The organism is Sphingomonas sp. NFX23, assembly GCF_049887795.1.
Lineage (GTDB): Bacteria > Pseudomonadota > Alphaproteobacteria > Sphingomonadales > Sphingomonadaceae > Sphingomonas.
The window spans coordinates 661370-686333 of the sequence record NZ_JAGEKH010000001.1 but is presented as its reverse complement, the minus strand read 5'-3'; the positions used below and the strand labels follow the sequence as shown (position 1 = coordinate 686333).

Annotated in this window: 16 protein-coding genes and 2 pseudogenes; 12 read left to right on the top strand and 6 right to left on the bottom strand. The window is 62.1% G+C overall.

Annotation, left to right across the window (positions count from 1 at the left end; genetic code table 11):
* Positions 1 to 51 precede the first annotated feature (51 nt).
* The 4 genes from J4O76_RS03025 to J4O76_RS03010 form a co-directional block, all read right to left on the bottom strand.
* Positions 52 to 1377, bottom strand: a complete 1326-nt coding sequence (locus tag J4O76_RS03025; protein ID WP_426280135.1) for an O-antigen ligase family protein — start codon at positions 1375 to 1377, stop codon at positions 52 to 54.
* 36 nt (positions 1378 to 1413) lie between these two features.
* The gene (locus J4O76_RS03020; RefSeq protein ID WP_426280134.1) at positions 1414 to 1734 is read right to left on the bottom strand and encodes a hypothetical protein; all 321 of its coding nucleotides are present in this window, start codon (positions 1732 to 1734) and stop codon (positions 1414 to 1416) included.
* A 149-nt stretch (positions 1735 to 1883) separates the two neighbouring features.
* Entirely contained in the window at positions 1884 to 2570 is a 687-nt protein-coding gene (locus J4O76_RS03015; protein ID WP_426280133.1) for a polysaccharide biosynthesis/export family protein, read from the bottom strand.
* A gap of 74 nt (positions 2571 to 2644) precedes the next feature.
* Positions 2645 to 3646 carry an NAD-dependent epimerase/dehydratase family protein gene (locus J4O76_RS03010; protein WP_426280132.1) on the bottom strand — a complete coding sequence of 334 codons (1002 nt, stop codon included), beginning with the start codon at positions 3644 to 3646 and terminating at the stop codon, positions 2645 to 2647.
* A gap of 1517 nt (positions 3647 to 5163) precedes the next feature.
* On the opposite strand from J4O76_RS03010, the gene J4O76_RS03005 reads away from it, so the two are divergent.
* The 5 genes and pseudogenes from J4O76_RS03005 to J4O76_RS02985 all read left to right on the top strand — a co-directional run.
* Positions 5164 to 6156 (top strand): nucleoside hydrolase, encoded by a 993-nt coding sequence (locus J4O76_RS03005; protein ID WP_426280131.1) that lies wholly within the window; start codon positions 5164 to 5166, stop codon positions 6154 to 6156.
* A gap of 34 nt (positions 6157 to 6190) precedes the next feature.
* Positions 6191 to 7672, top strand: a complete 1482-nt coding sequence (locus tag J4O76_RS03000; protein WP_426280130.1) for a hypothetical protein — start codon at positions 6191 to 6193, stop codon at positions 7670 to 7672.
* Complete coding sequence (locus J4O76_RS02995; RefSeq protein WP_426280129.1) at positions 7669 to 9402, top strand: multicopper oxidase family protein; 1734 nt, start codon at positions 7669 to 7671, stop codon at positions 9400 to 9402. Before J4O76_RS03000 ends, J4O76_RS02995 begins: the two co-directional genes overlap by 4 nt.
* Positions 9403 to 9723: 321 nt before the next feature.
* Complete coding sequence (locus J4O76_RS02990; RefSeq protein ID WP_426280128.1) at positions 9724 to 10995, top strand: cysteine dioxygenase; 1272 nt, start codon at positions 9724 to 9726, stop codon at positions 10993 to 10995.
* Between the two features lie 233 nt (positions 10996 to 11228).
* Positions 11229 to 11780, top strand: a pseudogene (locus tag J4O76_RS02985) (IS630 family transposase); the annotation flags it as partial.
* 204 nt (positions 11781 to 11984) lie between these two features.
* Here the strand turns inward: J4O76_RS02985 and J4O76_RS02980 are convergent.
* Positions 11985 to 14564, bottom strand: a complete 2580-nt coding sequence (locus J4O76_RS02980) for a hypothetical protein (RefSeq protein WP_426280127.1) — start codon at positions 14562 to 14564, stop codon at positions 11985 to 11987.
* A 586-nt stretch (positions 14565 to 15150) separates the two neighbouring features.
* Between J4O76_RS02980 and J4O76_RS02975 the strand changes: the two genes are divergently transcribed.
* The 5 genes from J4O76_RS02975 to J4O76_RS02955 all read left to right on the top strand — a co-directional run bounded on the left by J4O76_RS02975 (position 15151) and on the right by J4O76_RS02955 (position 21362).
* Positions 15151 to 15540, top strand: a complete 390-nt coding sequence (locus tag J4O76_RS02975) for a hypothetical protein (RefSeq protein WP_426280126.1) — start codon at positions 15151 to 15153, stop codon at positions 15538 to 15540.
* A 29-nt stretch (positions 15541 to 15569) separates the two neighbouring features.
* Positions 15570 to 16070 carry a hypothetical protein gene (locus J4O76_RS02970; protein ID WP_426280125.1) on the top strand — a complete coding sequence of 167 codons (501 nt, stop codon included), beginning with the start codon at positions 15570 to 15572 and terminating at the stop codon, positions 16068 to 16070.
* Positions 16071 to 16150: 80 nt separating this feature from the next.
* On the top strand, positions 16151 to 17794 hold the full coding sequence (locus tag J4O76_RS02965) for a TolC family protein (RefSeq protein WP_426280124.1): 1644 nt from the start codon (positions 16151 to 16153) through the stop codon (positions 17792 to 17794).
* Positions 17791 to 19971: a type I secretion system permease/ATPase gene (locus tag J4O76_RS02960; protein ID WP_426280123.1), complete on the top strand. Its 2181-nt coding sequence runs from the start codon at positions 17791 to 17793 to the stop codon at positions 19969 to 19971. Before J4O76_RS02965 ends, J4O76_RS02960 begins: the two co-directional genes overlap by 4 nt.
* On the top strand, positions 19968 to 21362 hold the full coding sequence (locus J4O76_RS02955) for an HlyD family type I secretion periplasmic adaptor subunit (RefSeq protein WP_426280122.1): 1395 nt from the start codon (positions 19968 to 19970) through the stop codon (positions 21360 to 21362). Before J4O76_RS02960 ends, J4O76_RS02955 begins: the two co-directional genes overlap by 4 nt.
* A 49-nt stretch (positions 21363 to 21411) precedes the next feature.
* Here the strand turns inward: J4O76_RS02955 and J4O76_RS02950 are convergent, their stop codons facing one another.
* On the bottom strand, positions 21412 to 22041 hold the full coding sequence (locus tag J4O76_RS02950) for a toxin-activating lysine-acyltransferase (protein WP_426280121.1): 630 nt from the start codon (positions 22039 to 22041) through the stop codon (positions 21412 to 21414).
* Positions 22042 to 22404: 363 nt separating this feature from the next.
* Between J4O76_RS02950 and J4O76_RS02945 the strand changes: the two genes are divergently transcribed.
* Entirely contained in the window at positions 22405 to 23118 is a 714-nt protein-coding gene (locus J4O76_RS02945; RefSeq protein WP_426280120.1) for a hypothetical protein, read from the top strand.
* A 455-nt stretch (positions 23119 to 23573) separates the two neighbouring features.
* Positions 23574 to 24962: pseudogene (locus J4O76_RS02940) on the top strand (hypothetical protein); the annotation flags it as partial.
* Between the last annotated feature and the right edge of the window lie 2 nt (positions 24963 to 24964).

Sequence of the window (24964 nt, the reverse complement as noted above, 5' to 3'; positions counted from 1 at the left end):
TCCCGCAGGGCGGTCCCCCGTCCATCGCTGGCCGTTGCCCTTTACGACTGTCTAGCTCAAATCAAAGGTCGCCGACAACTGCCGCGAGGGGCGGGAACGATGATGTTTCTGCGCCACCGCCGGCGGTTGCCCGGTGGCAAGCGCGACGGCGAAGGCGGCGACCGTGGCAAGCGCGGCGGTGCGCAGCGGATAGTCCACGACGCTGTGGACCAGGAGTATCGCCACCACCATTAGCGCGGCGCGCACGACCGGATCGCCCGCCCATCCGGTGCGTACCCGCAAGCCCCACCATCCCCATGCCGCGCCGATCAAAAGCAGGCCGACCAAACCGTGATCGAGAAGGAGTTCGGCATAGTCGGAGTGCGCGTGGTTGACGAACGCGGGTGAGGCAAGCGCCACATCGGTATAGGCCGGATATATCGTAGGAAAGCTGCCCCCTCCCGCCCCGAACGGCAGATGGTCGATTGCGGCTGCGAAAGTGCGCGGTATCGTGACGCCGCGCCTTTGTTCAGCGCCTGCAACGACATCCGACGACCCTTGCCAAAAAGAGCAGATGCTCGCCGCCGACACGATGAGCACGGCTGCGACCAACGACCATCGCGTCGCTTGCCGCGTTAAGTGGCCCCTTATGGCGCGGATCACCATGAGCGTCAGCACGACTGCCAGTAGTAGCAGGCCGGCATCGGATCCGGTCAGGATCACTCCGCTCGACACCACCGCCAACCCTAGGAACGCTACGGCGCTACGGCGCGGCCCATGATGTTCGATCGACGCGCCAAGCATCGCAATCGCACAGAGCAGGAATGCAGCTAGATGATTGCGGTTGGCAAACGGCCCGACCGCCTTACCGGGATTTGTCAGGTTGTAAGGGTAGAACACGGACCCGGCTCCGGCGAGGACCTGCACCACGCCCAGCAACGCGGCGCCGATAGCAAGAGTGACCAGCGTTCCGATTGCGATCCGGCGTGCCCGTTCGGTCGCTACAAGCGTCAGGGTCGCCATGGCTGCGGGCGGCAGCAGGGCGAGCATCGAGGCAATGGTTGCGTCAGGTGCCAGCGACAACGGCTCCCAGCCGGGTACCGATCCAGTTGCTGCGAACCCTCCGACAACGACGCCACGACCTGGTAGGCGGGTCCAGATTTGGGGAGGGAGGGGCAGGGATTGCAGCAGCAGCCACGCCCCGAATATCGCTAATCCCATCATCAGCGCTCGGGCTGCGGGGACCAAATGCAGGGGCCGCGCGACGCCTACATAGCCGAGGATGAGGATCGCAGCCAACTGCAAGAAACCGTTGGCTACCGCCCCCGCGGCACTGGCACCACCCAGCAATACGCACAGCGTCAGAAAAATGGCGGGCAGGCCATCCTGCGGCTTCACCCCGCGTCGATCCTTATCACAACCAGCCTGGTCGGCTTATGGACTGGAGGGGGCGCCACTCTTGCCGCTGACGGCTGCCACGACACCGAGCGATGCGGCGGCGATCGCGCCTAATAAGACCGGCCAATTGCGACTGAAATATCCGCCTTGGGTATCACCTGTCACCGAGCAGGCGATGGAGGTTCCATCAGCCGCGCGGCACTGGTTGCCCGATCGGGTCTGCTCGTCCGCAGGAATAGCCAGTGCCGTGCGGTTCGTCGCTATGCCGGCAACTGCGCCGGGAGCAGCCGTGGCGGCCGATGCCTGTCCGACCAGTGCCATCGCCGCGATCATCGAGATCTTCATCTTGCTTGCCATGACCCACTCCCTAATGCCTTCCGGCACTGGAGACCTCCAGCCCGCCGTGGCACATGAACCCCGTCAAGAATCAGCCGCGCGGATGGTTCCCTGTCGGTTCGAATGAACCTAACGTATCCGCCGGTATCGCACAATGGCAACCGCCGGGATCAGAACGGGCGGAAAATCGAGACGAACGGCAGCGATTGCAGCACCGATTTCATCGCCGCGCTTGTTCGCGAACCATCGACGACGATGACATCCTGTGCATAGATTGTCGGATCCGGTTCTTCGCCCTTTCGGATCGTCGACAGGTCGAACGCCGCCGCCATCCTTTGTCCGTTGACGCGGCGAAACACGACGACGCGGCGAGGGTTGGCACCTTCCGCCGTGCCGCGCGCCATGGCGATCGCGGTGATGAGCGTACTGCCCGCCTGTACCGGATAGAGGCCGGGCTGCGTCACCGAACCATCGACCGTGATCGTCTTCTGAACGGCGCTCTTCAGCGACACCGCAACCTGTGGATCGTTTAGATACCGGGTGCCCAGCTGCCGCTTCAGATCAGCTTCCAGTTCGCTAGTCGTACGCCCCGCTGCAGGCACCAGCCCCAGCAACGGCAAGTTGATCCGTCCCGCCGTGTCGATCGTCTGGTCACCAGACATGCTGTCGACCCGAAACACGCGGATCGACACCACGTCACCGCTGCCCATCCGGTAGTCTGTGGTCAAGGTCGGTAGCGGGGCGGCGTCGGGTGCAACGAAACCCGCCGGATTGTACGGAATATCCCCGCCTCGCTGGCCCGCGCAGCCAGCCAGCATGAGGATCGTCGCACCGGTTCCTAACCATCTCAAGCCCATGGACATCCTTGTTTCCTCCGCATTGGCTGCATCTACCAGGGCATCACCAAGTTGCCCGTCAGGCGATATGGCCGTCATCGCCCTGTATAGTCGCGATACCATTGCACGAAACGTGGCACGCCGACGGTGATCGGCGTCGTCGGCGCGAATCCCAGATCGCGGCTGATCGCACTGATGTCGGCAGAGGTGCTGGGCACGTCGCCAGGCTGGATCGGCTGATAGTCCCGGATAGCTTTCATCCCGAGAGCGTCCTCGATCGTCGTTATCAGCGTTTCCAGTTCCTCGGGGCGGTTGTTGCCGATATTGTACAGGCGATGCGGGGACACGCTCCCCCCCGCTTTCCGCTCGCCATCATCCGCAGGCGGGTTATCGAGGGCGGCCACAATGCCAGAGACAATATCGTCGATGTAGGTGAAGTCGCGGACCATGCGGCCGCCGTTGAACACGGTGATTGGCCGGTTTTCGAGGATCGCGTCGGTAAACAGCCACATTGCCATATCGGGCCGTCCCCAAGGACCGTAGACGGTGAAGAAGCGTAGTCCGGTCTGAGGAATGCGATAGAGATGTGCGTAGGTCTCGCTCATCAGTTCGTCGGCGCGCTTGGTCGCCGCGTAGAGCGAAAGCGGTGAGTCCACACGGTCCTCGACCCGGAACGGTTGCGAACGGTTGGCACCGTATACCGACGACGACGAGGCGTAGACGAGCGGAACGCCCGGTCGATCGCGTGCCACCTCAAGGATGTTGAGGTGCCCTACCAGATTGGCGCGGACGTACTTGCGCGGTTCGATAATCGAATACCGTACCCCCGCCTGCGCGGCGAGATGCACGATGCCAGTAATCCCGGTTGTTTTCAGCGCCGCATCGAGCGCGTGCTCGTCGGCGATATCCGCTTCTCGGAAGGTGAAGCGTTCGCCATGTGGCGACGCCTTGATCGATGCCAGTCGGGCATGCTTGAGTTCAACGTCGTAATACGGTTCGAAATTGTCGATCCCGATCACATCACGTCCGTCATCGACTAGTCGGCGAACGACATGCGAGCCAATGAACCCGGCTGCCCCAGTTACCACGACGCTCAAAACACATCTCCATCCCGTCGAAAGACCTCGACGGGCTTTTACGAGCGTGTTGGCACACGATACCCTAGTCGCGCAACGGATGGTAAAGCACGCGTGCGCTGATGCCCTTTGGCTTGCGGAAGCGTCATGATCTCAAGAGCGATGGCATGTTTGGCGGCAGCAGATGCCTTCTGCTCAACCGTATGGTCCTGATCGACCAGAGCGTGCTCAGCGGCATCGTCGGTAACGGCTTGCACGGTATAGCCGAGTCGTTGAGCTCGCCGCGATCCCCTCGCTGGCCGGTGTTACGTGCAGCGCCCGAACGTGGCCTGACGCGTGGCGGCTCTTGGCTGCCATTGACCTTGTCCGTATCACCTAAGGACATGTTCGGATCAGCAGTCCTCCAAGGACGACCAACGTCACGAAAGGTTCGATAGGGGAGCGAGGGGGGCCTCCTCTCGACCGTCGCTTCCGCAGTTCTGACTGCGTTCGGCGACGTTGCACCGCTTTGGCAAAGTAGGTTTCATTCGGCTCGGATGATCGGTCCAGATCTTACGGGCACCCGGCGGCCGCCACCCAAGCGAGGCGCCTGCCGAACGGGAACCATTCTGGGCCGCAAACTGGAGGCAATGCGTTGGCACAGTGCGAGAGGCTACGCGCCGGACAGGCGTCTGCTGGAACTCCAGCGTCAGCGGCGCATGAGGCTGGCGATCCTGAGCCTGACGGTGCACATGGGTCGGCTCCTGCCCACTCGCCTCAGGCCGGCGAAACGGGTTTCATGAAGCCGAGTATGCGGGTTTTTCGCAAGCGACGTCTCAAGGCGTCGTCCTCCGGTTGCGCTCGTCCCTCGGGGAGCGGGATAGGTCGAGGCCGTCGCCTCCCCGGAAGGCCAGAGCCTTTTCGGTACGCGGGCCATCGCTCGTCCGATGCTCGCTTCGGCGGCTAAGTCCGCTGCGTGGAGTCGGGCCCTCGCGCGAACGCGGTGACGAACGGCCCGCGGCGGGGGACGGGGCCGGGCTTCGTGGACAGCCGGAACGCACCGACGGACGCCGCGTCTCCGAGGCCTATGGGGTGATCGATGCATTGAACATCTGTCCGTTCTTTCTTGGGCTGAATGGCCGGCGCACAGCAAGGCCGAGGGTCGTTGGCCGGGGTGAAGTCCCAGTGTCCATGACGTTGCCATCTTCGAGAGGGTGGCCGGCCGGAGACGGACCGGATGCTTGGAACCGATACGCTGGCCGGGTTTTCCGTGCGAAAGCACGAGGCCCAGGGCTGAACGCCAAGAGACGGCGAAGGCCTCCCGTGGCTCCGCGTCGCTTCTGGGTTGTCCTTCGGGCGCCCCGACTATCCGGAAGAACCTAGTCCACGATCGCTACTGGATCGGATCGAACGTTTGCGCGCTCTATTGGGAATCGATACAATCTGGTCGGATTCCGACTGATCTAGTCGTTGAAGACGGCGCGTTTCGACTAAACCTGCTACGATCACGACTTGGCCCGAAGCCGAATGGCGGGGGCAATAGATGCATGGGGGTGGAGATGATGCGATCGGTCAACCGTTCTGATCGGGCGGATGCGCCAGCGCCACTGGTCTTCATCCACGATGCCGCGATCGACGACTTCGTCGCGACGCTGCTGATCGCGTCGATGCCGCAATTCGATCTGCGAGGCGTCATCGTCGCCAATGCCGATTGCGTGCCGGAGTACGGCATCGACGTCGCGTCCCGAGTGAACCAGTTCATCGGCAAGCCCGACCTTCCGCTCGGGCTGAGCGGTGCCCGGGGATGGAACCCCTTTCCCTGGCCGTATCGGGGCGACTGCATCCGACTGGCGGACATCCCGTCGCTGGCTCCGTACGTCTCGACCGTTCCCAGTCCGCCGCCGCCTGGTGACGACATACTCGCGGACCTGTTGCAGGCCGCAGTCGCTGACGCCGAACCGCTGACGGTGCTGCTGACGACCGGCTTCACGCCACTCACGAACGTACTGGATGCGCGACCGGAACTCGTCGCCGGCATCGGGCGGATCGCATGGATGGGTGGTGCCCTGAACGTCGCAGGCAATCTGGACCCCAAGACGATCGATCCCGCCGTCGCGAACACCCATGCCGAGTGGAACGTGTTCTGGGACCCGTTCGCCGCGGAAGGGGCGCTGGCGCGTCTACCGAAGATATCTGTCTTTCCCCTGGACATCACCAATAGCGCTCCCATCAGTCCGGCGTTGATGGCGAAGTTGGAGTCGCAGGCGTCGGACTTCACCTTCTCCCGATTCGCACTGGAGGCCTACGAACTCGTCTCCGCCGAACCCTTCTACGACATGTGGAACGTCACCGCCGCCGTGTGGCTCGATGCCCCGGCTCTGTATGCCGCCGCGATCTCGACCCCTCTCCAGGTCGTGCAGTGGGGTTTCGAACAGGGGTGGATGCAGGCGGGCACCGGGCCAGACCGGCCCTCGCACGACGTGTACGTAAGCTTCGCGGATCAGGCGGGCTTCTACGATTACGTCGCCGAACGTCTAGCGCGTTCGGCGTGATGTGCACGCGGTCGATGCAAGGGGGCAAGCTCGAATGACGATCATCAAGCGCAACCGGTCGCGGGTTCTCGGGGGAATGCTAATCGGGTTCGCCGCGTTGGGCATCGCGGGATGTGGCCGGATGGACGATGCGGGGAACGCGGACAATTCCAAGGTCTCGAATCCGGTCGCTGCCCGGCTTGCGTTCCGCGACTCGGTGGAAACGCCGCCGCGAGGCGCAACGGGAACGTTTCGGCTGAGCGTCGACTATCCGCAGAAGCCGCCCGCGCCGTGCACCGATTGTAGCTGGCTCAACGCGAAGGTCAACTTCCAGCCCGGCTTCCCCGCGCGACCGTCCCCGGACGCCTGGCAGGGCGGCGGTTGGGCGGCCTACATCCAATCGATCCTCAGCTACGTGCGGCAAGGGCAGGATCCCAACCTGCGCGACGAAGTCGGCTTCCGTACGCAGGTGAACGGTGCGACCCGGTGGTACAACGTGCCCTGGATGGCCTATGATCCCACCGTCGGACGCGAATATCGACACGGCACGACGAACGAGCGCACCGCGCATCTCCAAGACCTGGTCGGCGCGAACGGCGCGACGTTGCGCGGCACAACCGCATCACTCGGTGCGACGCATTTCCTTCCCAAGATGACCGAAGGATGCAGGGCGCGATTCCCGAACGGGTTCGAGACGTGGTCGGTCGGCTACTACAACCCCTTCGGCGGCTATGCGCTCGGCAAGTCGATCCCGAAGGACGGTCTGCCGAGGGCAGCAGACGCCATGGGGGTATCGATGCCCGCCGGCCTGCCCTTCCCGCAGGGAACCGCGGTGATGAAGGTGCTGACGACCAACGCGCCGGTGGACTGCGTACCCTATCTCAAGGGATCGCCCGAATGGCAGGTCAACCGCCACGTGCTCGATCCGGCCAGCAAGAAGTACATGTGCCGGCGCGCCGTGCAGGTATCGCGCATCGTCCAGATCGACGTCGCCGTGGCAGATGCACGCTCGCCGACCGGCTGGGTATATGGAACATTTGCGTATAACGGGGACCAGCGCGGTGCGACGTTCTGGGACCGTTTGATGCCGCTCGGCGTCCAATGGGGCGCGGACCCCTGGACGTTTCCGGCAGTGCCGAAGAGCGACAGTCTGCCGCTCCAGCAGTCGGTCAGCAATCCGGGCGTAGGCATCTTCGAGCACATGGGCTGTCAGGGACGGCTGGCCGGACCGGTGGACAACCCGCAGTCGTCGTGCATGTCGTGCCACGGCAGCGCGTATGCCGCGCGGATCGGCGCGAAGTCCGCGATGGGAGTCAACGTCCCACCGTCGTTCGGTTTCGATGGGCTCTGCACGGCCTACTCTTTCGACAATGCAGCATACTTCCAGAATGCTCGCGCGCCACAGAGCTACCCGGGCGGAAAATACGCCCACGCGATGCCGCTCGACACTTCCCTGCAGCTCGAGGTCGCGCTGCAGCAGTACGGGCAGTTCGCAACCGATGGCAAACCGCAAGCGTGCGTAGACCCGGCATCTTGAGCGCCGATCCGTTCTCGCGGCGGCAGGTGCTGACCGGGGCGGCGGCGACGGCTTTCGCAGTGCCGGCTCTGGCGGGCGATGCCGCGACTGCGCGTGCAACCGAGCCGGGGCCGTCGCCAGTACCGGCGGCGGGCGGCGGTCCCTCCTATGAACTGCGGTGCGGGTTCATGGAGACCACGTTCGATGGGCGTCGGGTGAGGCTGCGGGCCTACAACGCGCAGGTGCCGGGTCCGATGTTGACCGTACGGCCCGGCGAGACGTTGCGCGTACGGCTCGCGAACGAGCTTCCACGCTACGATTCGCGCGGATGGAACGGCAACCACAACGTACCGCACAGACTCGACGCCACGAATCTGCACGTCCACGGCATGGACGTCCGACCGCATCTGTTCGAACCCCTTGGCACCTCCGATCCGGCGGCGCCGATGATTGCAGTCGGTCCGGGCGAAACGCTCGACTACGCCTTCGAAGTACCGGCGGACCATCCGCCCGGCCTGTACTGGTACCACCCCCATCATCACGGATCGACGGCAGTGCAAGCCGTCAGCGGGATGGCCGGGCCGATCATCGTACGCGGAGTGATCGACGAGGTGCCGGAGATCAAGGCGGCGCTAGAGATCGCCCTGGTCGTTCAGGACATAGGACTCTTCCCGAGCGAAACGGTCCCTGGCCTATGGTGTTACGAACCCCAGCAGAACGCGATGTGGCAGACGTTCGGTGGAAACGTCACGCGCTACGACCCAAAAACGGGCAAGGCCGAGCCCACGAACCTGAAGGGTGGGTTCACGACGGGCGACTACGCGCTCCGCTATTTCCTGCTGAACGGTCAGCCCTTCTTCAAGGAGACGCACAACCCGGATCCGAAGGGAGCACAGAGCCCAGTCCCGACGCAGTTGCCTCCGCAGCGCATCCGGATCCGTCCTGGGGAGGTGGTGCGCTTCCGCATGCTGAACGGCAATTCCGACAATCTGATGCCGATCGTGGTCGACGGACACCAGATGCATCTGATCGCGCTGGACGGCGTCAACTTCGCCGAGGTGCGGACGATTCCGGTCCATGCCGACGGAGAGGGGGCCGGGCAGGTGCTCCTTGCACCTGCGAACCGCGCCGAATTCCTCATCCGGGGATCGTCTACGCCCGGCATCTACAGGATTCGCCAACTGGCGCAGGCGGAGCAGTTCCTGCTCAGCGCGGAGAAGACGATCTGCGAGATCGAGGTGACCGGCACACCCGTCGTCATGAAGCTGCCCACCAGGCTACCGCCGCCGACACGCAACTATCCCTTGATCAGACCGGCGGAGATCAAGGCGATACGGACCATACAGTTCGGGGGGAATTTCCCCGGCGTGGTGAATCCGGTCGTCGGGATCGATTTCCTCATCAACAACATGCAGTATCAGGATCCTGCCATCCCGACCGTGGTGAATCTTGGCGATGCGGAGGAATGGCACCTCGTCGTAGAGGGGCCTCATCATGGCGGTACCGAGGGGCACCCGTTTCACATCCACGTCGTGTCGTTCGAGGTAATCTCGCTGAACGGCGTGCTTCAGCCGCCGGGCACCTTCCAGGATACGATCTGGGTTGCCGCGAAGACGACGGCGGTCATACGGATGCGCTTCAAGCAGTGGATCGGCAAGTCGGTGTTCCACTGTCATATCCTGCCCCATGAGGACACAGGAATGATGCAGAACTTCCTCATCGTCGACCAGATGGCCGCGCATCGACACTGAGATCTTGCGACTGCGCGATATGGCGCGACAGCGCAGTTGCGAAGTGCTGCATAAAGTCTTTCGTTCAGAGCCTAGATCACCGGAGGGCGGGTTCGTCGGGTCTGAAATAGGGCGTCCGGCGGCGGCGTTGGGCGGCCGCCGAAATAGGCATTCGAGCCACGATCGGGGCGAGAATGCCAGCTACGTCGAAGTCCGGTCGACTTTCGGAGGCTTGTTGCTCCACTGGATCCTCGGCATGACTTGACGAGGCGAGTCGGACGCGGGGGCATTCGATGCCCCGTAGTCGCCGATAGCTAGGGCGCGATCAGAGGGAACCTATACATGAGTCATGCAGGCGAGGACTTTCTCAGCGTTCCGGCGCACCTCACGCTGACGCCGGCGGAGCAGAGCGGCGGACGGATCGCCGACTTCATACGTCTACCGGTGCTCGGGCAGGGCACGGTCGGCTTCATGATAGCGGACAAGGTGCCGTTCAGCGTTGGCATTCAAAGCAAGACGTGGGGTACGCCGACGCTGCGCTGGAACGTCGGGTTCGACGGAGTTTCGCTGGATGAACATGCACAGGGCGCATGGCATCCGGTCCTGACGATGCCGAACCCGGATGCCGAACCGGGGCTGCTCCATGGTCTCGATCCCGATCCCGCCTGCAAATACTGGTTCAGCTTCGACTATCACAACCGGCGGTTGCGATACGGAAAGGGCGAGATGCGCCTCGGTTGCATGATCGCCGAATGCAGACTGCCGCCGAAGCCGAACGAGACCGATGAAGACGACGATCCGTACGGATGGCTACTACAGGCGCGGCGGGTCGAAGTGACGGCGACAATACGCGAAGCCGTTGACGTATGGCGTGATCCGGTGACCGTCGACGTCCCGATGAAGGTCGTGCCGCACGACCGCATGACCATGGACATGATGGCGGAAGGTCGGACGGCGGTTCCCGGAAACCTGACGCAGACCTGCCGTCAGTTGTACGACAACGTGGCGGGCGAGTCTTTTCGTCTCGACACGCCGGATTTCCCGCAGTTCGCACAAGCAATCCGTGAGAGCCTGGAGTCCGCCGACGGATGGTGTCGCAGGACGCTCGAGCGGAAGGCCGATGAGTTCGGAACCCCCGATCCGGACAAGACGTATCTTCGGATAACTCTGGGCCAGAACCAAGGCGATTCGCCAGGTGTGCCGTTCGTCATGGAGATTTGGCCGGTCGGCCACTATTCGCCGATCCACGACCATGGCGGTGCGGAAGCGGTCATCAAGGTGCTGCACGGAGCGATCAACGTCGATCTGTACCGCATGCTGTCGCCCCATCACCAGCGACCGTTCTCGACTGCCGTCTTCGAGACGAACGACGTCGCCTGGATTTCCTCGCGGCTCAACCAGGTGCACAAGCTGGTCAACAGAGGCGAACGTGAACCGTGCATCACGATCCAGTGCTATCTGTACGCCGAGACCAACGAGGCCCACTGGCCTTATTTCGATTATTTAGCGAAATCGAAGATCGCGCATTTCGACCCGAACTCCGACGACGACTACGTTTCGTTCAAGGTACGGATGAAGGAGGAATGGAATTCTCGCCACGTGACCGATGCCTGAGCCTCTGCCGCCATTCGTGCGGGCATCTCGCCGGCATCGGTTGTGGATCGGCGTCGAAAGTGCGACCCGGTCAAGTTCGACAAGCCTTTGAAACTGCGTAGAAGTTAACCTAGGCTGGGGTCCCGATCGGCGCCGATCGGGACCCTTGGTATACCCAAGCTTTCCAGGATATCACAGTTAGCTAGCTTAGAGTGGGGTCGCACTTTCGACGCCGATCCACAATCCTAAAGCGGCGCGAGGGATGGTTCGACGGTCAGCTCGATCTCGATCCCGAGCAAGCTCATCTTCAGCGATGAGACGTGGGCATCAACGAACATGGCACGTCGCTACGGCAGAGCGCCACGCGGCGAACGACTGCGGGCCGGCGTGCCGCACGGGCACTGGAAAACCACCACCTTCGTCGCGGGTCTGAGCCGCACCGACATGATCGCACCCGGGGTGCTCGACGGACCGATGAACGGTGATGCCTTCACCACCTACGTGACCCGCGTGCTGGTGCCCGAACGCTCGCCCGGTAACATCGTCATAATGGACAACCTGTCGAGCCATAAGGCGCCGGCCGTGCGTGTCGCCAGCGAAGCCGCAGGTGCCAGGCTCCTGTTCCTTCCGCCTACAGCCCGGACTTAAACCCTATCGAGATGGCCTTCTCCAAGCTGAAGGCGCATCTGCGAAAAGCGGTCGAGCGGACCATCCACGGCCTGTGGAATGCCATCGGCCGTATCGTCGACCTCTACTCGCCCCAGGAATGCTCGAACTATTTCTCAGCCGCTGGTTACGATGCAGACTGCTCAGAAACCGCTCTAAGCTCTCCATCCTTCGGGTCGACCGGGAATCGTTCGATCTCGCCTTCGGCCTGATTGATATAGCCAGAGGGTACTCGATCGCAGAGTTGAAGTGCCACTGTGGGCGGGAGTGCTCGGGCGGGCGATGCCAAGTACGAAGCGGTCTCCGGGTGTCTGTTTCGGTGGGGGGGCGGGCGTCAGGCAGTGTCAGTCTGCCCCGCCGACAACAGGATCGTCATGGAGCGTGCCATGATCAACGCGCACCTCTTGGAGCGAGTTCGGAGCCCAAGGCAGGTCAAGCTGCCGGACCGCGAGCAAGGGCTCCCACGTTCCGACGATATCCGTCATGAGGACGGCGGATAGTGACAGCCATGTACCCTCATAGGACGGCAGAAACATTTGGGCCCAAGCACGGCACGTTTGTATGAGGTTAGCGGCGATTTCCTTTGAACTCGTTTCCCGAACCGGGTCGAATGACGCCGATAGTATGGGCAGCGTCCCGATCAGTTGCGGCGGCACCTCCGTCGCCGTCAACGGATAGCGGTATGCCAGGTCAATGTGCAGGACGCGGTCGCCACCCTTGCGATCTCCCGCTTGGCAGAAAGGAGCCAGCGCGACGGCGATGGATTCTTCCAGCGAACCGCTACCGGGTGGCACGGCTAATGGAACGGAAACGTCGATAAACGGCACGATGGCAGATCCGGGAGGGGACCAGCCGGTCGCTCGCATCAGCAGCGGGTTGAAACCGGTGCCCGCATTCCGCACGACGCGAGCGCTGACAATCGCGGTCTGATGCGACAGCAGATCGAGCCGGTCCAGAACGAAGGTAAGCGGCTCCCGCTCCACCGATTTCGGCAGATGATAGACGGCCTCGCGCCAAGCCCCCTCATCGGGCGCCGAAGCGGCGGACGCCGCCACGCGCTCCAGCGGGGCGCATCCGGTGATGACCGGAAAGGGCGAACCGTCGCGAACGAACAGCGACCGGCTGCCGTCCGGGTTCGGGCGATTCCGCCAAACCCAGGTCGGCGTCTGCTCGGTACCGGATAAGACCGTGCTTCCGGCTGGTGAAGTGGACATCGCGTCAGTGACGTCGTCCACAAGGCCAGTAACGACTCGACCCAATCGGTCGGAAAGCGCCGTCTGCGTCACCAGGCTGTGCGTCAGCAGCGAAGCAACACTGAGATACCCGGCTTCGAAGCGGAGGAGTGTCGCCGCCAGCGGCGTGAGCGCGCGGCCAACTTCCATCGCGGCCGCCGGCGCAGGGTGCGGTCGATCGAATTCGACTGTGATCCACAGATCGTCGAGGTGCTTGAGTCCGTCATGATGAACAGTGAATGCCAACGTCCAGCAAGTCATCCGGGCCACTAGTTCGGCAAGCGTCCCACCGACTACCTGATCCGGACCTGTCGCCGTAGCATGGCTTATGGTCGGCTGTTCAGGGAATAACGGCGAGATCGCGGGCACATCCAGTTCGCCCAGCGACGCTTCGGGTTCGCCAGCCCGTTCGAACCCCAGCACCGGTACAAGCCGGCCGGTCGGTCCCATCCTGGCTTCTGAGGCGAAGGGACCGATCTGCGTGAGCGTCCACTTCGGCTGAAGCGCCCACAGTGCCTGGTCGTCGTCTGCGCGCGGGTCTGCGGGAAAATCCAGTCGAACGGAGGAGCTACCATCAAGCAGGACATCCACCGGGGACGCGGGCGCATCCCGCTTTGACGGCACACCGGAAAGGAATCCTCTCAACCGCAATCTCGTCGCGGGTCTAGTCTCGGCTGCAAGTTGCACCCAGACGGTGCCGATAGCGGCCACGCCCGCCCGCACCGCCCGGAACATTTCGCGTCGGGCCTCGGCCGCCTCAGCACCGTCATCGTGCTCGGCAAGCACGGGAATCAGCCGCCGAGCGAACGCTAGCGCCGCGGCGTTCCGCGCCGCCTCAATCCGCGATCGCAGTGATGGGTGTTCGCGTCCGAACTTTCCGGTAGCGACAGCGATCCCCAACTCGTCGAGGATGGCGGCCGCGCGTTCAAATGCCGCATCCACATCTATGCCCTGGTATGTGCACATTGCGGTGCCAGGTGTCAGCGCGTCATCCCAAACAGTGATTGCTACCGATCCGGTCAGTAGCTCCGGAGTAAAGGGACGTGCGGCGAAGACTACAGCCGGTAGGCTGCCTGGCCCGACCACGATCCCGTGCTCTCCACCCCAGCGCAGCCCCCAGAGATGGAGCGCCCCCCTTCGGTACGCCGGTCTTGCCAGCTGGATCCTACTGCCGGACCCATCGTATCCGGCCAACGCCGCTTCCGCGTCTCGCGCCCATCGTATGAGCGGGGCGCGGCTCGCGATCGATCGCAAGCGCCATGGTGCGATCGACGAACGCACCCGCTCCCGGATCGCCAACCTTTCGCCCCGCGCACCCGGACGACGCCTTGCAAGGGTTAAGGCCACCGACAAGGGCGACAGCGTTTCCATTCGGTCAGCTATCGATACGGGATCGAGCGGCAGCACCATGCTGGCCGTGACAGGTCGGCCGGAGGTCCTCGAAACGTAGCGAAACAGCGTGTCCACCAAGGCCCGATACCCAGCGACGGCCTGATTCGGTTCACCGACCGGCACATCTCCTTGGAACGAGCAGGCGACCGCAAACTCCAGCGAAGGATCGTAGGCATGGCGACGAATCGACGACCATGCAGTCAGGTCGGCCCTTCTTCCGGGCAACCCAGTCGTTCGATCGAACCGAACGATGATGCGAAGTGCAGGAGTGATCCCGTCCCGCACGATCTCGTAGCCCACAGTGCAACTTGGCCACTGGTGGAGGGCGAGAAGAGCATTGGTCCTGATTGCGATACCCACCACCGTCCCCCTCGATACCGAAACCCGGTGAGTTCGAGTAACGCCAGATAGGCGGGGCTTTCAATGGTTCACCGGCAGGTTCTCGTACGTCGATGTGTTTCGAAGCAACATGGGGATGACCACCGAACCACGAGCACAGCATAACCCGCTCGATCGAGCATCTTTGGGAACGTGAAGTCCGGGACGGCCACCTGACAAGAGTTGGGGCGATCCTGAGCCGAGTTGTGACGAGCGAGGACACACGTACGCGAAAGTGGCCCGCAGCAGTGGCGCGATCCTCTCGACCGGGGCCATCAGAAAAATGATCCAGATTCGATCCAGTTGCCGGTCGTGATCCTAGTTGGACGATTCTGCTGCCGCCTGCCTTCCACCAATGAATAAAGGCGGCGAAAGGCTCCACCTGAGAGGTTTCAACCCGTTGGGCGGATACGATTTCCGGAGCGGGGGGCGGGTTGGGGTTCTATAGGACTTGTGGTCTCCATATCTTGCGAATACGCATTCCTGACGTCCCGGGGGGAGATGAAGCGTGTTGCGTATCCAAGCTGCCTCGATGTGGGCCGCTCTCGTTCTTTTTTCGACATCGCCAGTGCAGGCGGCTCCTGCGACGGGGCACGGCATTGCGATAATTTCGGGTGAGTTCGGGACGCTCGGCACGAAGGCGAAACTCGACGTATCCCAACGATTGCAGCAAATCTGCGGTACGGACGGTGACCGGTGCGAAGCCTTCTGTTCAGAGACGAGCTTTGGTCTGTACGACCTGGGGCGTAAACCAATTTGCCGGGTCACCTACCGATGCCCTGATGGTGCAACGCGCGCGATTGAGGCGGCGCGCGAAGAGCCCATAGTCCTGGTCTGCCGTGATGAAACTGACGCCGAGGCAGGCGCCCTGCTTGACGCAACATCACCCGGTCAATGAGCGTTGCACCGCGTTTGATCGGCGTGTTGATGCTGCCGGTGATCCTCTCCGTTGCACAAGCTCCGACGGCTGCGCTTGCTCGTCGATCGGTCGAAGTGCACCATCGATCGGCGGTGGGCGACTGGGAACTCGACGTCGCCCGCAACGCTTTCTCCGGAAACGTCGTCTGTCGGCTCCGGGCGCCCAAGAGTCGGGCCTTCTACGAAGGTGGAGCGATAGGCTTTCGCTTCGATCGCGACTGGGACGTAACTGAGGCCGTCTACAGAATCGATGGCGGCCCGCCACGCGCCTCGCGTGACGACCTCCCGGAACTGACGACCCTGGGAACGCCCTACGATCGGGGCGGCATGGCCAATCCCGGACAGGGGGTCGTCCGCGTTCCATGGCGCCGCATCGCTGACGCGAACACCATCGCGATCCAGCCTCGTCGCGACCGGCGTGTGCGGACCATCCGTCTCCTCGGATTAAAGGGATTGCGGTCGGTGGCGTTGTCGCAAGGGTGCACTCCTGACGTTCGGTTCGTCGGGTGATCGCTTTTGCGGGAATGGCCATGGCGGCGTTTGTGACGCAAAGCGCTCCGGGGCCTGCGCCGTCAGTCGTCCTGCCTCCCGTGACAGCACCGCGCTCCGCGTCCCGACGGCTCGCGTATCCGCGGCGCGCGGACGGGGCGACCCGCGTCGCCGAACGCTGGGCACCACCTACATTCGTCGTCGCGCCTGAGCCCACGCCGACCGAAACCCTGGTTCAGGCACTCGACGCTGCATATCGTTCTGCGCCGTCACTACAGGCGCAACGCTATGCGCTGCGCTCGACCGATGAGGATTATGCGCTCGCGCTTGCGGAAACCCGGGCGACAAGCCAGCTGCAGCTTACTGGGGGATACACCAGAACCGATCCGGGCGACCTCACCCAGTCCCGCCGTTCTCTGGCGGATCGGCTGCTGTCGCCGAACATCGTAGACAACAGCCTGAGCGCGGAGCTGATCGTCGACCAGCCGTTGCTGACCGGAGGGCGAGCGGCGGCCGATCGTGAAATCGCTACCCACACCATAGACGCCGGCAGGGCACAGCTACGCGGAACCGAGGGCGACCTCTTCCTCCAAGTCATTACGGTTTATGCCGACATCCGACGCGACACACGCGTGTTGGCTTTGCGCGAGGCGAACCTGAAGCAGCTCACCACGACGTTGGAGGAGGTTCGCGCTCGGCAGGAAGCAGGCGAACTGACGCGAACCGACATTGCGCAGACCGAAACGCAGTATGATGTGGCTGCGGCACAGTTCAACGCTACGAGCGAACAGTTGCAGCAGGATCGCGCGGCGTTTGCCGCGCTAGTCGGTCGGGATCCAGGCGTCCTGGCTCCGGAGCCTAATCTGCCGCAATTCCCGTCGTCGATCGAACGCGCGTTCGTGGTGGCCGCCCGGCTCAACCCGGAACTCGATCAAGCAATCGCTAGCGAGCGTACGTCGCGTAGCCGGATCGCGGCCGCGGCAGCAGAAGGACAGCCGCGGCTTTCGTTGCGAGGGACGGCTACCCTTTCGGGACAGGCATCGCCGCTTCGAGCGAGAGACGCGGACCACGGGTTTGCTGGTCAAGCAGTGCTGACTGTGCCGCTGGTCAACGGCGGACGGGTCGGTGCTCTGGTGGCCCAGGCGCGAGACCGGAATGCCGCGGATCGGATTGGGATCGAGGCGACGCGACGCCAGATGGTTCAGGCAATGGTCGCGTCATGGAACGCCGTGGCGATCGCTCAGCGCAACCAGTCGATCCAGACGTCGCAACTGGGGTCCGCAAGGGTCTATGATGAGGGAACGTTCGAGGAGTATCGCGCCGGGTTGCGATCGACCTTCGACGTGCTGTTCGCTCATGCGGCATTGCGCGATGCCGAGATCGCTCTCGTGGCCTCCCGGCGCGACGCCTACGTCGCCCAGGCGACTCTCCTCCGGCGTATGGGCGTTCTCGAGGCTCGTAGCCTCATGACAGGCACGCCACTCTACGGACCAGCCGAAAACTTTCGTGAAGCGGCCGCTCGCGGCGCGCGACCATGGGATGGTGCACTGAGATCGATCGACGCTTTCGATCGGCGTATCCCCGAACAGGGAGGTATCGAACAACCCGCCATCGGGACGACCCCACCGGCGCTGGCCCCTGCGCGAACGGTGCGCGAACTAGAACCGACCGGCCACTCGCCTAACTTGCCACTTCCCGGCACCATCGGCGCTCCCCGCGCCGTCACTACGGTTCGCAAACCATGAACGAAGACCCCGATCCTGAAGTGATCGTCGGCAGCGCCACCGACGACACCGGGGCCATCGCGCTTGCAGCCTTGCTCGCGATGCATCGGATCGCCGTGGACCCCACGCAGCTACGCCACGAGATCGGCCATCATCGTGCCCTCGACGCGAACGATCTGATCCGCCTCGCCAAGCAGCAGGAAGGCGTGAAGGCGCGCGTGACGCGGACCAGCTGGGACAAGCTGGATCGCACGCCGTTGCCAGCGCTTGCCAACGGACCGAGCGGCTGGTTCCTCCTCGGACGTGTCGCAGGGGACGAGGCGCTGGTGCAGCTGGCTGTGCCCGAACCCGACATGGCGGGACTGCCTGTACGCAAGCTGACGCGAGAGCAGATGGAAGCGGTCTGGTCCGGCGAGATCGTTATGGTCACCACGCGAGAGGGTGTGGCGAGCGGTAACAAGCGCTTCGACGTCAGTTGGTTCATCCCGCAGATCGTGAAATATCGGCGTCTCATCGGCGAGGTGCTGCTCATCACCCTCGCTCTCAACCTGCTGGGACTGGCTGCGCCGTTGTTCTTCCAGAACGTGGTCGACAAGGTGCTCGTCCACGATACGCTGGACACTCTGAAGGTGCTGGCGATCGGCTACGTCGCCGTGTCGGTCTGGGAGACGGTACTTGGCTGGCTGCGTACCGGCCTCTATGCACAGACGAGCCAGAAGATCGACGTCGAGCTTGGCGCCAAGCTGTTCCGGCATCTCCTTGGACTTCCGATCGGCTATTTCGAGGCCCGTCGCGTCGGCGATATCGCGATGCGCGTCCGCCAACTCGAGACGATCCGCGAGTTCCTCACCAACGCGTCTCTGTCCGTACTCGTCGACCCCGCCTTCACCGTGATCTTCCTCGCGGTGATGTGGATGTACTCGACCAAGCTGTTCATCATCTCGGTACTGACGATCCCTTGCTACATCCTCGTCGCCTTGTTCGTGACCAAGCCGTTGCAGGCCCGTATCGAGGAGAAGTTCGAGCGCGGTGCCGCCAACAACGCTCTGCTGATCGAAAGCATTGGCGGCATCCAGACCGTCAAAGCCGGCGCCGTCGAACCACAGTGGCGTGATCGCTGGGAGCGGCAGCTCGCCGGCTACAGCTCGGCCAGCCAGCGCGTCATCAACCTGGGCAACACCGGCAGCCAGCTGATCCAGCTGATCTCCAAGATCAATCTCGCTGCGATCCTGTACTTCGGTGCGCAGGCGGTGATCCACCGGCAGATGACGGTCGGAGGTCTCGTCGCCTTCAACATGTTCGCACAGCGCGTGTCGGGCCCCGTCATCCGGATGGCTCAGCTTTGGCAGGACTTCCAGCAGGTCCGGATCGCGATCGCGCGATTGGGCGACGTGCTCAACCAGCCGGTCGAACCCGGCGCCGGCAGCCGTACCGCGCTTCCCGCGATCAAGGGAAACATCGCGTTCGAGGGCGTTAAGTTCCGGTACGGGCTGGAGGGGCCATGGACGCTCGACGACATAGAGCTGAAAATCGCAGCGGGGACGTCGCTCGGCATCGTCGGGTCCTCGGGGTCGGGGAAGTCGACGCTGACCAAGCTGCTCCAGCGGCTCTACGTCGCACAGGCCGGAAAGATCATGATCGACGGGGTAGACATCGCGCAGATCGATCCCGCCTGGCTGCGGCGGCAGATCGGCGTGGTGCTACAGGAGAATCTGCTGTTCAACAGGTCGATCCGCGAGAACATCGCCCTGTCGAACCCCGCCATGCCGCTTGATCAGGTCGTCAACGCAGCCGAGCTGGCAGGTGCCCACGAGTTTATCGTCCGGCTGCCGCAGGGCTATGATACGCCAGTGGAGGAGCGTGGCTCCAATCTGTCGGGTGGGCAGCGCCAACGCCTGGCGATCGCGCGTGCATTGGTGACCTCGCCGCGGATACTCATTCTCGACGAAGCGACGTCGGCGCTCGACGCGGAAAGCGAGGAGATCATTCAAACCAACCTGAAGGCCATGTCGGCCGGGCGGACCGTGCTGATTATCGCGCATAGGCTTTCGGCCGTGCGCCAGTGCGATCATCTGATCGCGCTTGAGCGTGGACGCATCGTCGAACGCGGCAGTCACGAGGAACTGTTGCGCGCAGGCGGCCGCTATGCCGATCTCCACCGCCGCCAGACCGGTCTGGCTATGGCAGGGATCGCATGAGCGCGCTCGGCCACAACTGGCGCGTGATGCGTGAAGCGCTGAAGGCGGACAAGGATAGGCGGAAGAACCAGCCGCGCAGTACCGACACGACGTTTCTACCCGCAGCGCTCGAGGTGATCGAGACGCCGGTATCACCGACTGGACGGATCACCGCGTGGGTTTTCATGGTCGGCATGGTTCTGACCATAGCTTGGCTGGTAATCGGCCGGGTCGATGTGGTCGCGTCCGCGCAGGGAAAGCTTATTCCTTCGGGAAGCGTCAAGATCGTCCAGTCGGCTGGGACGGGTGTCGTGCGCGCGATCCACGTACATGACGGCGACCGCGTCAGGAAAGGGCAGTTACTGGTCGAGCTGGATACAACCCTTTCGGGCGCAGATCTCCAGCAAGCTCGCAAGGGTCTGATGGCGGCAGAGCTCGACGTCGCTCGCAATCGCGCGATCGCCGATGCGCTATCGGGGCTGGGGCTACACTTCACGCCTCCAGAGGGCACGCCGATCGATGTTGCTGCGACACAGCGCCGGTTGATCGCCGCGCAGGTCGGTTCAATCACCGCGACCACGGCCAGTCTTGCTGCCGCGCGATCCTCGGCGTTGTCCGAAGCGGATGCCGCGCGCGCGCAGCGAGACAAGCTCGACGAGACGGTTCCAATCCTCGACCATGAGGTGGAGGCGATGCTACGCCTCGACGCGAAGGGGTATGCACCGGGTTTGCGGCTACTCGAGCTGCAGCGTCAGCGGCGCGGTGAAGCAGGTGACCGTGATGTCGCGGCCGCGCAGCAGGCACGCGGCCAATCCGACGCCGTCAAGTTGGGCCGGCAGATCGACCAGACCCGCGAGGAGGCGCGCCGCGTCGCGTTGGCCGATCTCGCCAAGGCGGAAGGCGAAGCGATCCTACGTCGCGAGGAAGTGACCAAGGCAACTCGCCGATCCGGGCTGCAAACTCTGCGTGCGCCGGCAAGCGGCACGGTCCAGCAGCTAGCGCTCCACACCGTAGGCGGCGTCGTTGAAGCGGCCCGTACGCTGATGGTCATCGTTCCCGGTGATGGCGGTCTCGAGGTCGAAGCCCGAGTACTCAACAAGGAGGCGGGTTTCGTTCACGAGGGGCAGCCGGTCACCGTTAAGATCGAGGCGTTCCCATTCACACGCTACGGCAGCATACCGGGGACCGTCGTCTCGATCAGTAGGGATGCGGTGCCCGATCCCAAACTCGGCGCAACCTATGTCGCGCAGATTCGCCTGTCGCGCCCCGACCTGATCATCGATGGCAAACGTACCCCCCTTGCATCGGGACTGGGCGTTGTTGCTGATATCCGTACCGGCTCACGGCGGATAATCTCATATCTGTTAAGTCCGGTGCAGACCTCCGTGGCCGAGGCCGGTCACGAGCGGTAAGTGGTTTTCGCTAATGGGACGGGCGCCGATGGATCGGCGCCCGCCTTCATTATGCGACGGGTTCGGCTTCTCCAGGGACGGCGTTATCCTCGACCGTACCGGCTCGCTTCGCTCCCATCTTGGCGAGCGTTTCGCGATCGACCAACCGCGCTACGAGCGGGTGGAGCCTAAGATCCCCGTCTTTAACGAGCTGACGGAAATTGGCGATCACGGCTGCCGTGGTCTTTGCATCCGGCGCTATCACGTCCAGAAGCCAATTGTTCTGGCCCGAGGTCCAATCCTCCGCTTGCAGTCGGACCGGGAAAACACCGGCACTGATCTGTTCACGGATCTTGGCATCAACTTCGTCCGATACGCTCGCCCAGATCGCGAGACCGGCCATATCTGCGCCAAATTTGTCCTCCGTCTTGCCAGGGTAGGCGATCGCGACCCGGTCACGAATCAATGGCTCGAGAACCAGATGTTGCAGGTCCGCAAGCGATTGATTGCGATAGCGAGGGAGCATCATCATTGTCATGACCACATTACCAAAACTCTCGCGAATGTGGCTTCTGACCTGAGAGAGCTTTCGCGCGACCTCCGGATCCGGCCGCTGTTGCGTCCCTTCCGAACCCTTGGCGCCGTTCATCTGTGGTTGCTGATATTTGCCGACGTCGGCAGGCGGACTGAGTTCACTCATCGTGCGGACCTCTCTACTACACCGAAAATACCCCGCTACCATACGAGGAGCCTCGATGGCCGCAAGACCTAACCTCGCCAAGTTGACGGTGAACCAGTCGGTCCGAAATGGATCCAATTAAGGTTGCGGGGTGAGGCCAACTCCGATGTATCAATACACGCGAGCGGTGAAAAATGGCGACAAAGTCTTTCCAGGAATGAAAACGCCAAGCGATGCTCAATCACGCGACGGTAAATGCCGACCGCAGTCACGATTTTCTTAGTCTGATCAGGCATGTGACTGAAAAATGACGGTATTGTCATTTCTGGCCAGATCGATAAGGTTGGGGCGGGTCGATTGGGGAATCGGCATGGGGGTTGGAATATGTGGGGGCGCTTCACGACAGCCGCGTTGGCCGGGCTCATGCTAAATGGGCTTGCAGCATGCAGTGACGGTCGCTTTCCGGACTACCGATATCGCATAACGATATACGCTCAGGGCGAGGCGTATTCCAGTGTTCGTCAGATCCGGCAGCGTGAGATCTTCTCAATGCAGGATTCGTCAGGGCGCAAGGTCGAAACCTCCATGAATGGTCAGGCGGTAATCATGGACCTGCCCGATGGAAGGAAGGTTTATGCCACCTTGGTTGGTAAGGATTCCCCCGAGCAAGCGAAATATATCCCCCGCGTCGCCTTGCTTCCAAAGGGATACAAGCGGCCAAATCTTCCAAATATGCTAGACGGAATCTCCGCAGAGCAAAAGGCTATAATCGGGACCGTCGGGTCGCGTGACCTTCCTCGAACTGTCACTTATAACCCCTTGCATCGCGAAGACTACAGTCCAGAAATAACCTGGCCATTATTTGCAAGTTTTGATGATCCAAGTGATTGGACGACAATCCACACCGTTGATCCTGAAGATATTGGTGTAAACCGCATCACGATCGAGATCACTGATGAGCCGGTCACAACCGGAATCGAGGCTGTGATCACTAAGCCAGGTAACGGACCGCGCTTTAAGCAGTGGCAGAGGTCACTGAAAGTTCATGACGATAGAATAAGCATAATCGGTGCGTTTTTCGAGAGGGATGCCAAGTGAACCGTGATCTTTTTCTCTCAATCCTCGCGCTGGATTCCTACAATCGTGGCTATGGACGCCGATTAGTCATAAATAACAACGTTGCAATCGGCACGGCAGTCATTGGTTTGGATTCCACCGGGATCACGAGCGAAGACGGTGAGCAGCTCGATAAGAAAGCTGATTTTTTCGCAGTATCTTATGATTACAATGGCGAGAAAATCATATCCTATCGAGGAACTGATAACCTCGGCGCGGACGCACGCTACGGCTACGGAATAGGTGCAGGTCTAACGGCAAAATTCCTTGCCCCGCAAGCCGATCTGGCGCTTCAGTTTTACACCGACATCACCAAACAGAATGTGTTCGACGCCAACGTTCCAGGTAACGTCGTTGTAGTAGGTCACTCTCTAGGCGGCGGCCTGGCCGGGCTAGTTAGCACGCTCTCCGGGGTCGAGGGGCATGGCTACGATAACATGCCTTTTGCCGCAGCCGCGATAAGCCTTGCGACCAGCATGGTTTTAGCAGGCCCGGACAATCCTGATATTTCAAATCTCGCTAAATTTGGGATCGGCTTGGCTGGCGGCGCGCTTACACAATATAATGGCATCATCTCTCAACTCATCGGCCTGGCACGTGCCGCACTGGCTACGCCGGAAGCGTTTGCCGAAGCAGGCCTTCATGTGCCATCTGTTAATAACTTCCTTGGTGAGTCTGTGGATGGGGAGCTTCTCACTCACGTCCGCGACGGAACACTGCAAGGTTTAGGCGGCACGCTACTCGCGATCGGTGCTTTCTTTGTCCCAATTATCGGCCCGGCCGCCGCGGCAATTATTTATGCGTTCGCCCAACAGCAGCAGCTGACCACAGGTGTCTTAGAAAGTTCGGTTCCTGCGAAGGATCCTTACAGCACGTATGGCGCTGTCGATGGCACGCTGGAACTCATTAAGCGTCACAGTCAAGCTCTCCTCGTGATACTGAAATATGCAACCATCGCAGAGAGCGAGGTCAGCGACGATTGGCAAGCTGCCGCTAAACCGATAATTGAAGCGCTCTACGACGACGAGATTGGCAAAGCGCTGGGTCGTAACGGCGGAACGGATGTAGGCGAGGGCGCCGATGGCTACTATGCGCCATCGGATCAGATGAAGGCGGCTATCGCGTATTCTGCGATCACAGAAGGCGAGCGTCCTTTCGGTGATCAGGCGATAAGAGCGTTCTATAACGATGCGACCGATCTTGGTCGTGCTCTAAAGCTGCCGAATGTAAGTTCTAAGTTCGCTGGCTGGGCCACTCAGATAAGTCGGATCGTGGCACAATATGCTGGCCGGCTTGCCTTTGCCGATGTCGAGGGAGGTGACTGGGGCGACACTGGTGTTCTAAAGCTTAACTCGTCCCAAACAGCGGTATCGATAGATGTTTCGCGGCAAAGCTGGGATGCTGGTAAAGAGCATCAGGACATGGAGATCGTTGGGCTCACTCAACTGATCCGCGAGGTCGCAGGCGATATAACGTTTCCGATCGACATCTACGGACCGTTTGGCGGCGGCGCCGACGGGATTGAGTGGAATTCTCCGATCCGTGCCGGGTCAATGTTCCTCTACGGTATCGATAAGCCGTCCGAGATCACCGGACGCGTCACTCTTCAGACTACAGATGAGCCATATCGGGACGTCGTTCCAGGAGGAAGCCGCCCGATTAACGACGATGAGCTTGCGCTGTTCGTTCTGGGTAATGGCGACAATGTCGTCACAGGAAGCGACGACAACGACTTCATTATCGCCGGTAATGGTAACGACATACTCAAAGGTGGCAGGGGCGACGACCTGCTGCTCGGCGGAAAGGGCGACGATGTTTTCGCGGGAGG

What these genes read in the sequence shown, in the direction of transcription:
- J4O76_RS02970 (WP_426280125.1), top strand. Translation starts at nt 15,570, where the DNA reads ATGCTGCCGGTGATCCTCTCCGTTGCACAAGCTCCGACGGCTGCGCTT.
- J4O76_RS02955 (WP_426280122.1), top strand. Translation starts at nt 19,968, where the DNA reads ATGAGCGCGCTCGGCCACAACTGGCGCGTGATGCGTGAAGCGCTGAAG.
- J4O76_RS02950 (WP_426280121.1), bottom strand. Translation starts at nt 22,041, where the DNA reads ATGAGTGAACTCAGTCCGCCTGCCGACGTCGGCAAATATCAGCAACCA.
- J4O76_RS03020 (WP_426280134.1), bottom strand. Translation starts at nt 1,734, where the DNA reads ATGGCAAGCAAGATGAAGATCTCGATGATCGCGGCGATGGCACTGGTC.
- J4O76_RS02945 (WP_426280120.1), top strand. Translation starts at nt 22,405, where the DNA reads ATGTGGGGGCGCTTCACGACAGCCGCGTTGGCCGGGCTCATGCTAAAT.
- J4O76_RS02960 (WP_426280123.1), top strand. Translation starts at nt 17,791, where the DNA reads ATGAACGAAGACCCCGATCCTGAAGTGATCGTCGGCAGCGCCACCGAC.
- J4O76_RS03015 (WP_426280133.1), bottom strand. Translation starts at nt 2,570, where the DNA reads ATGGGCTTGAGATGGTTAGGAACCGGTGCGACGATCCTCATGCTGGCT.
- J4O76_RS03005 (WP_426280131.1), top strand. Translation starts at nt 5,164, where the DNA reads ATGATGCGATCGGTCAACCGTTCTGATCGGGCGGATGCGCCAGCGCCA.
- J4O76_RS02990 (WP_426280128.1), top strand. Translation starts at nt 9,724, where the DNA reads ATGAGTCATGCAGGCGAGGACTTTCTCAGCGTTCCGGCGCACCTCACG.
- J4O76_RS03000 (WP_426280130.1), top strand. Translation starts at nt 6,191, where the DNA reads ATGACGATCATCAAGCGCAACCGGTCGCGGGTTCTCGGGGGAATGCTA.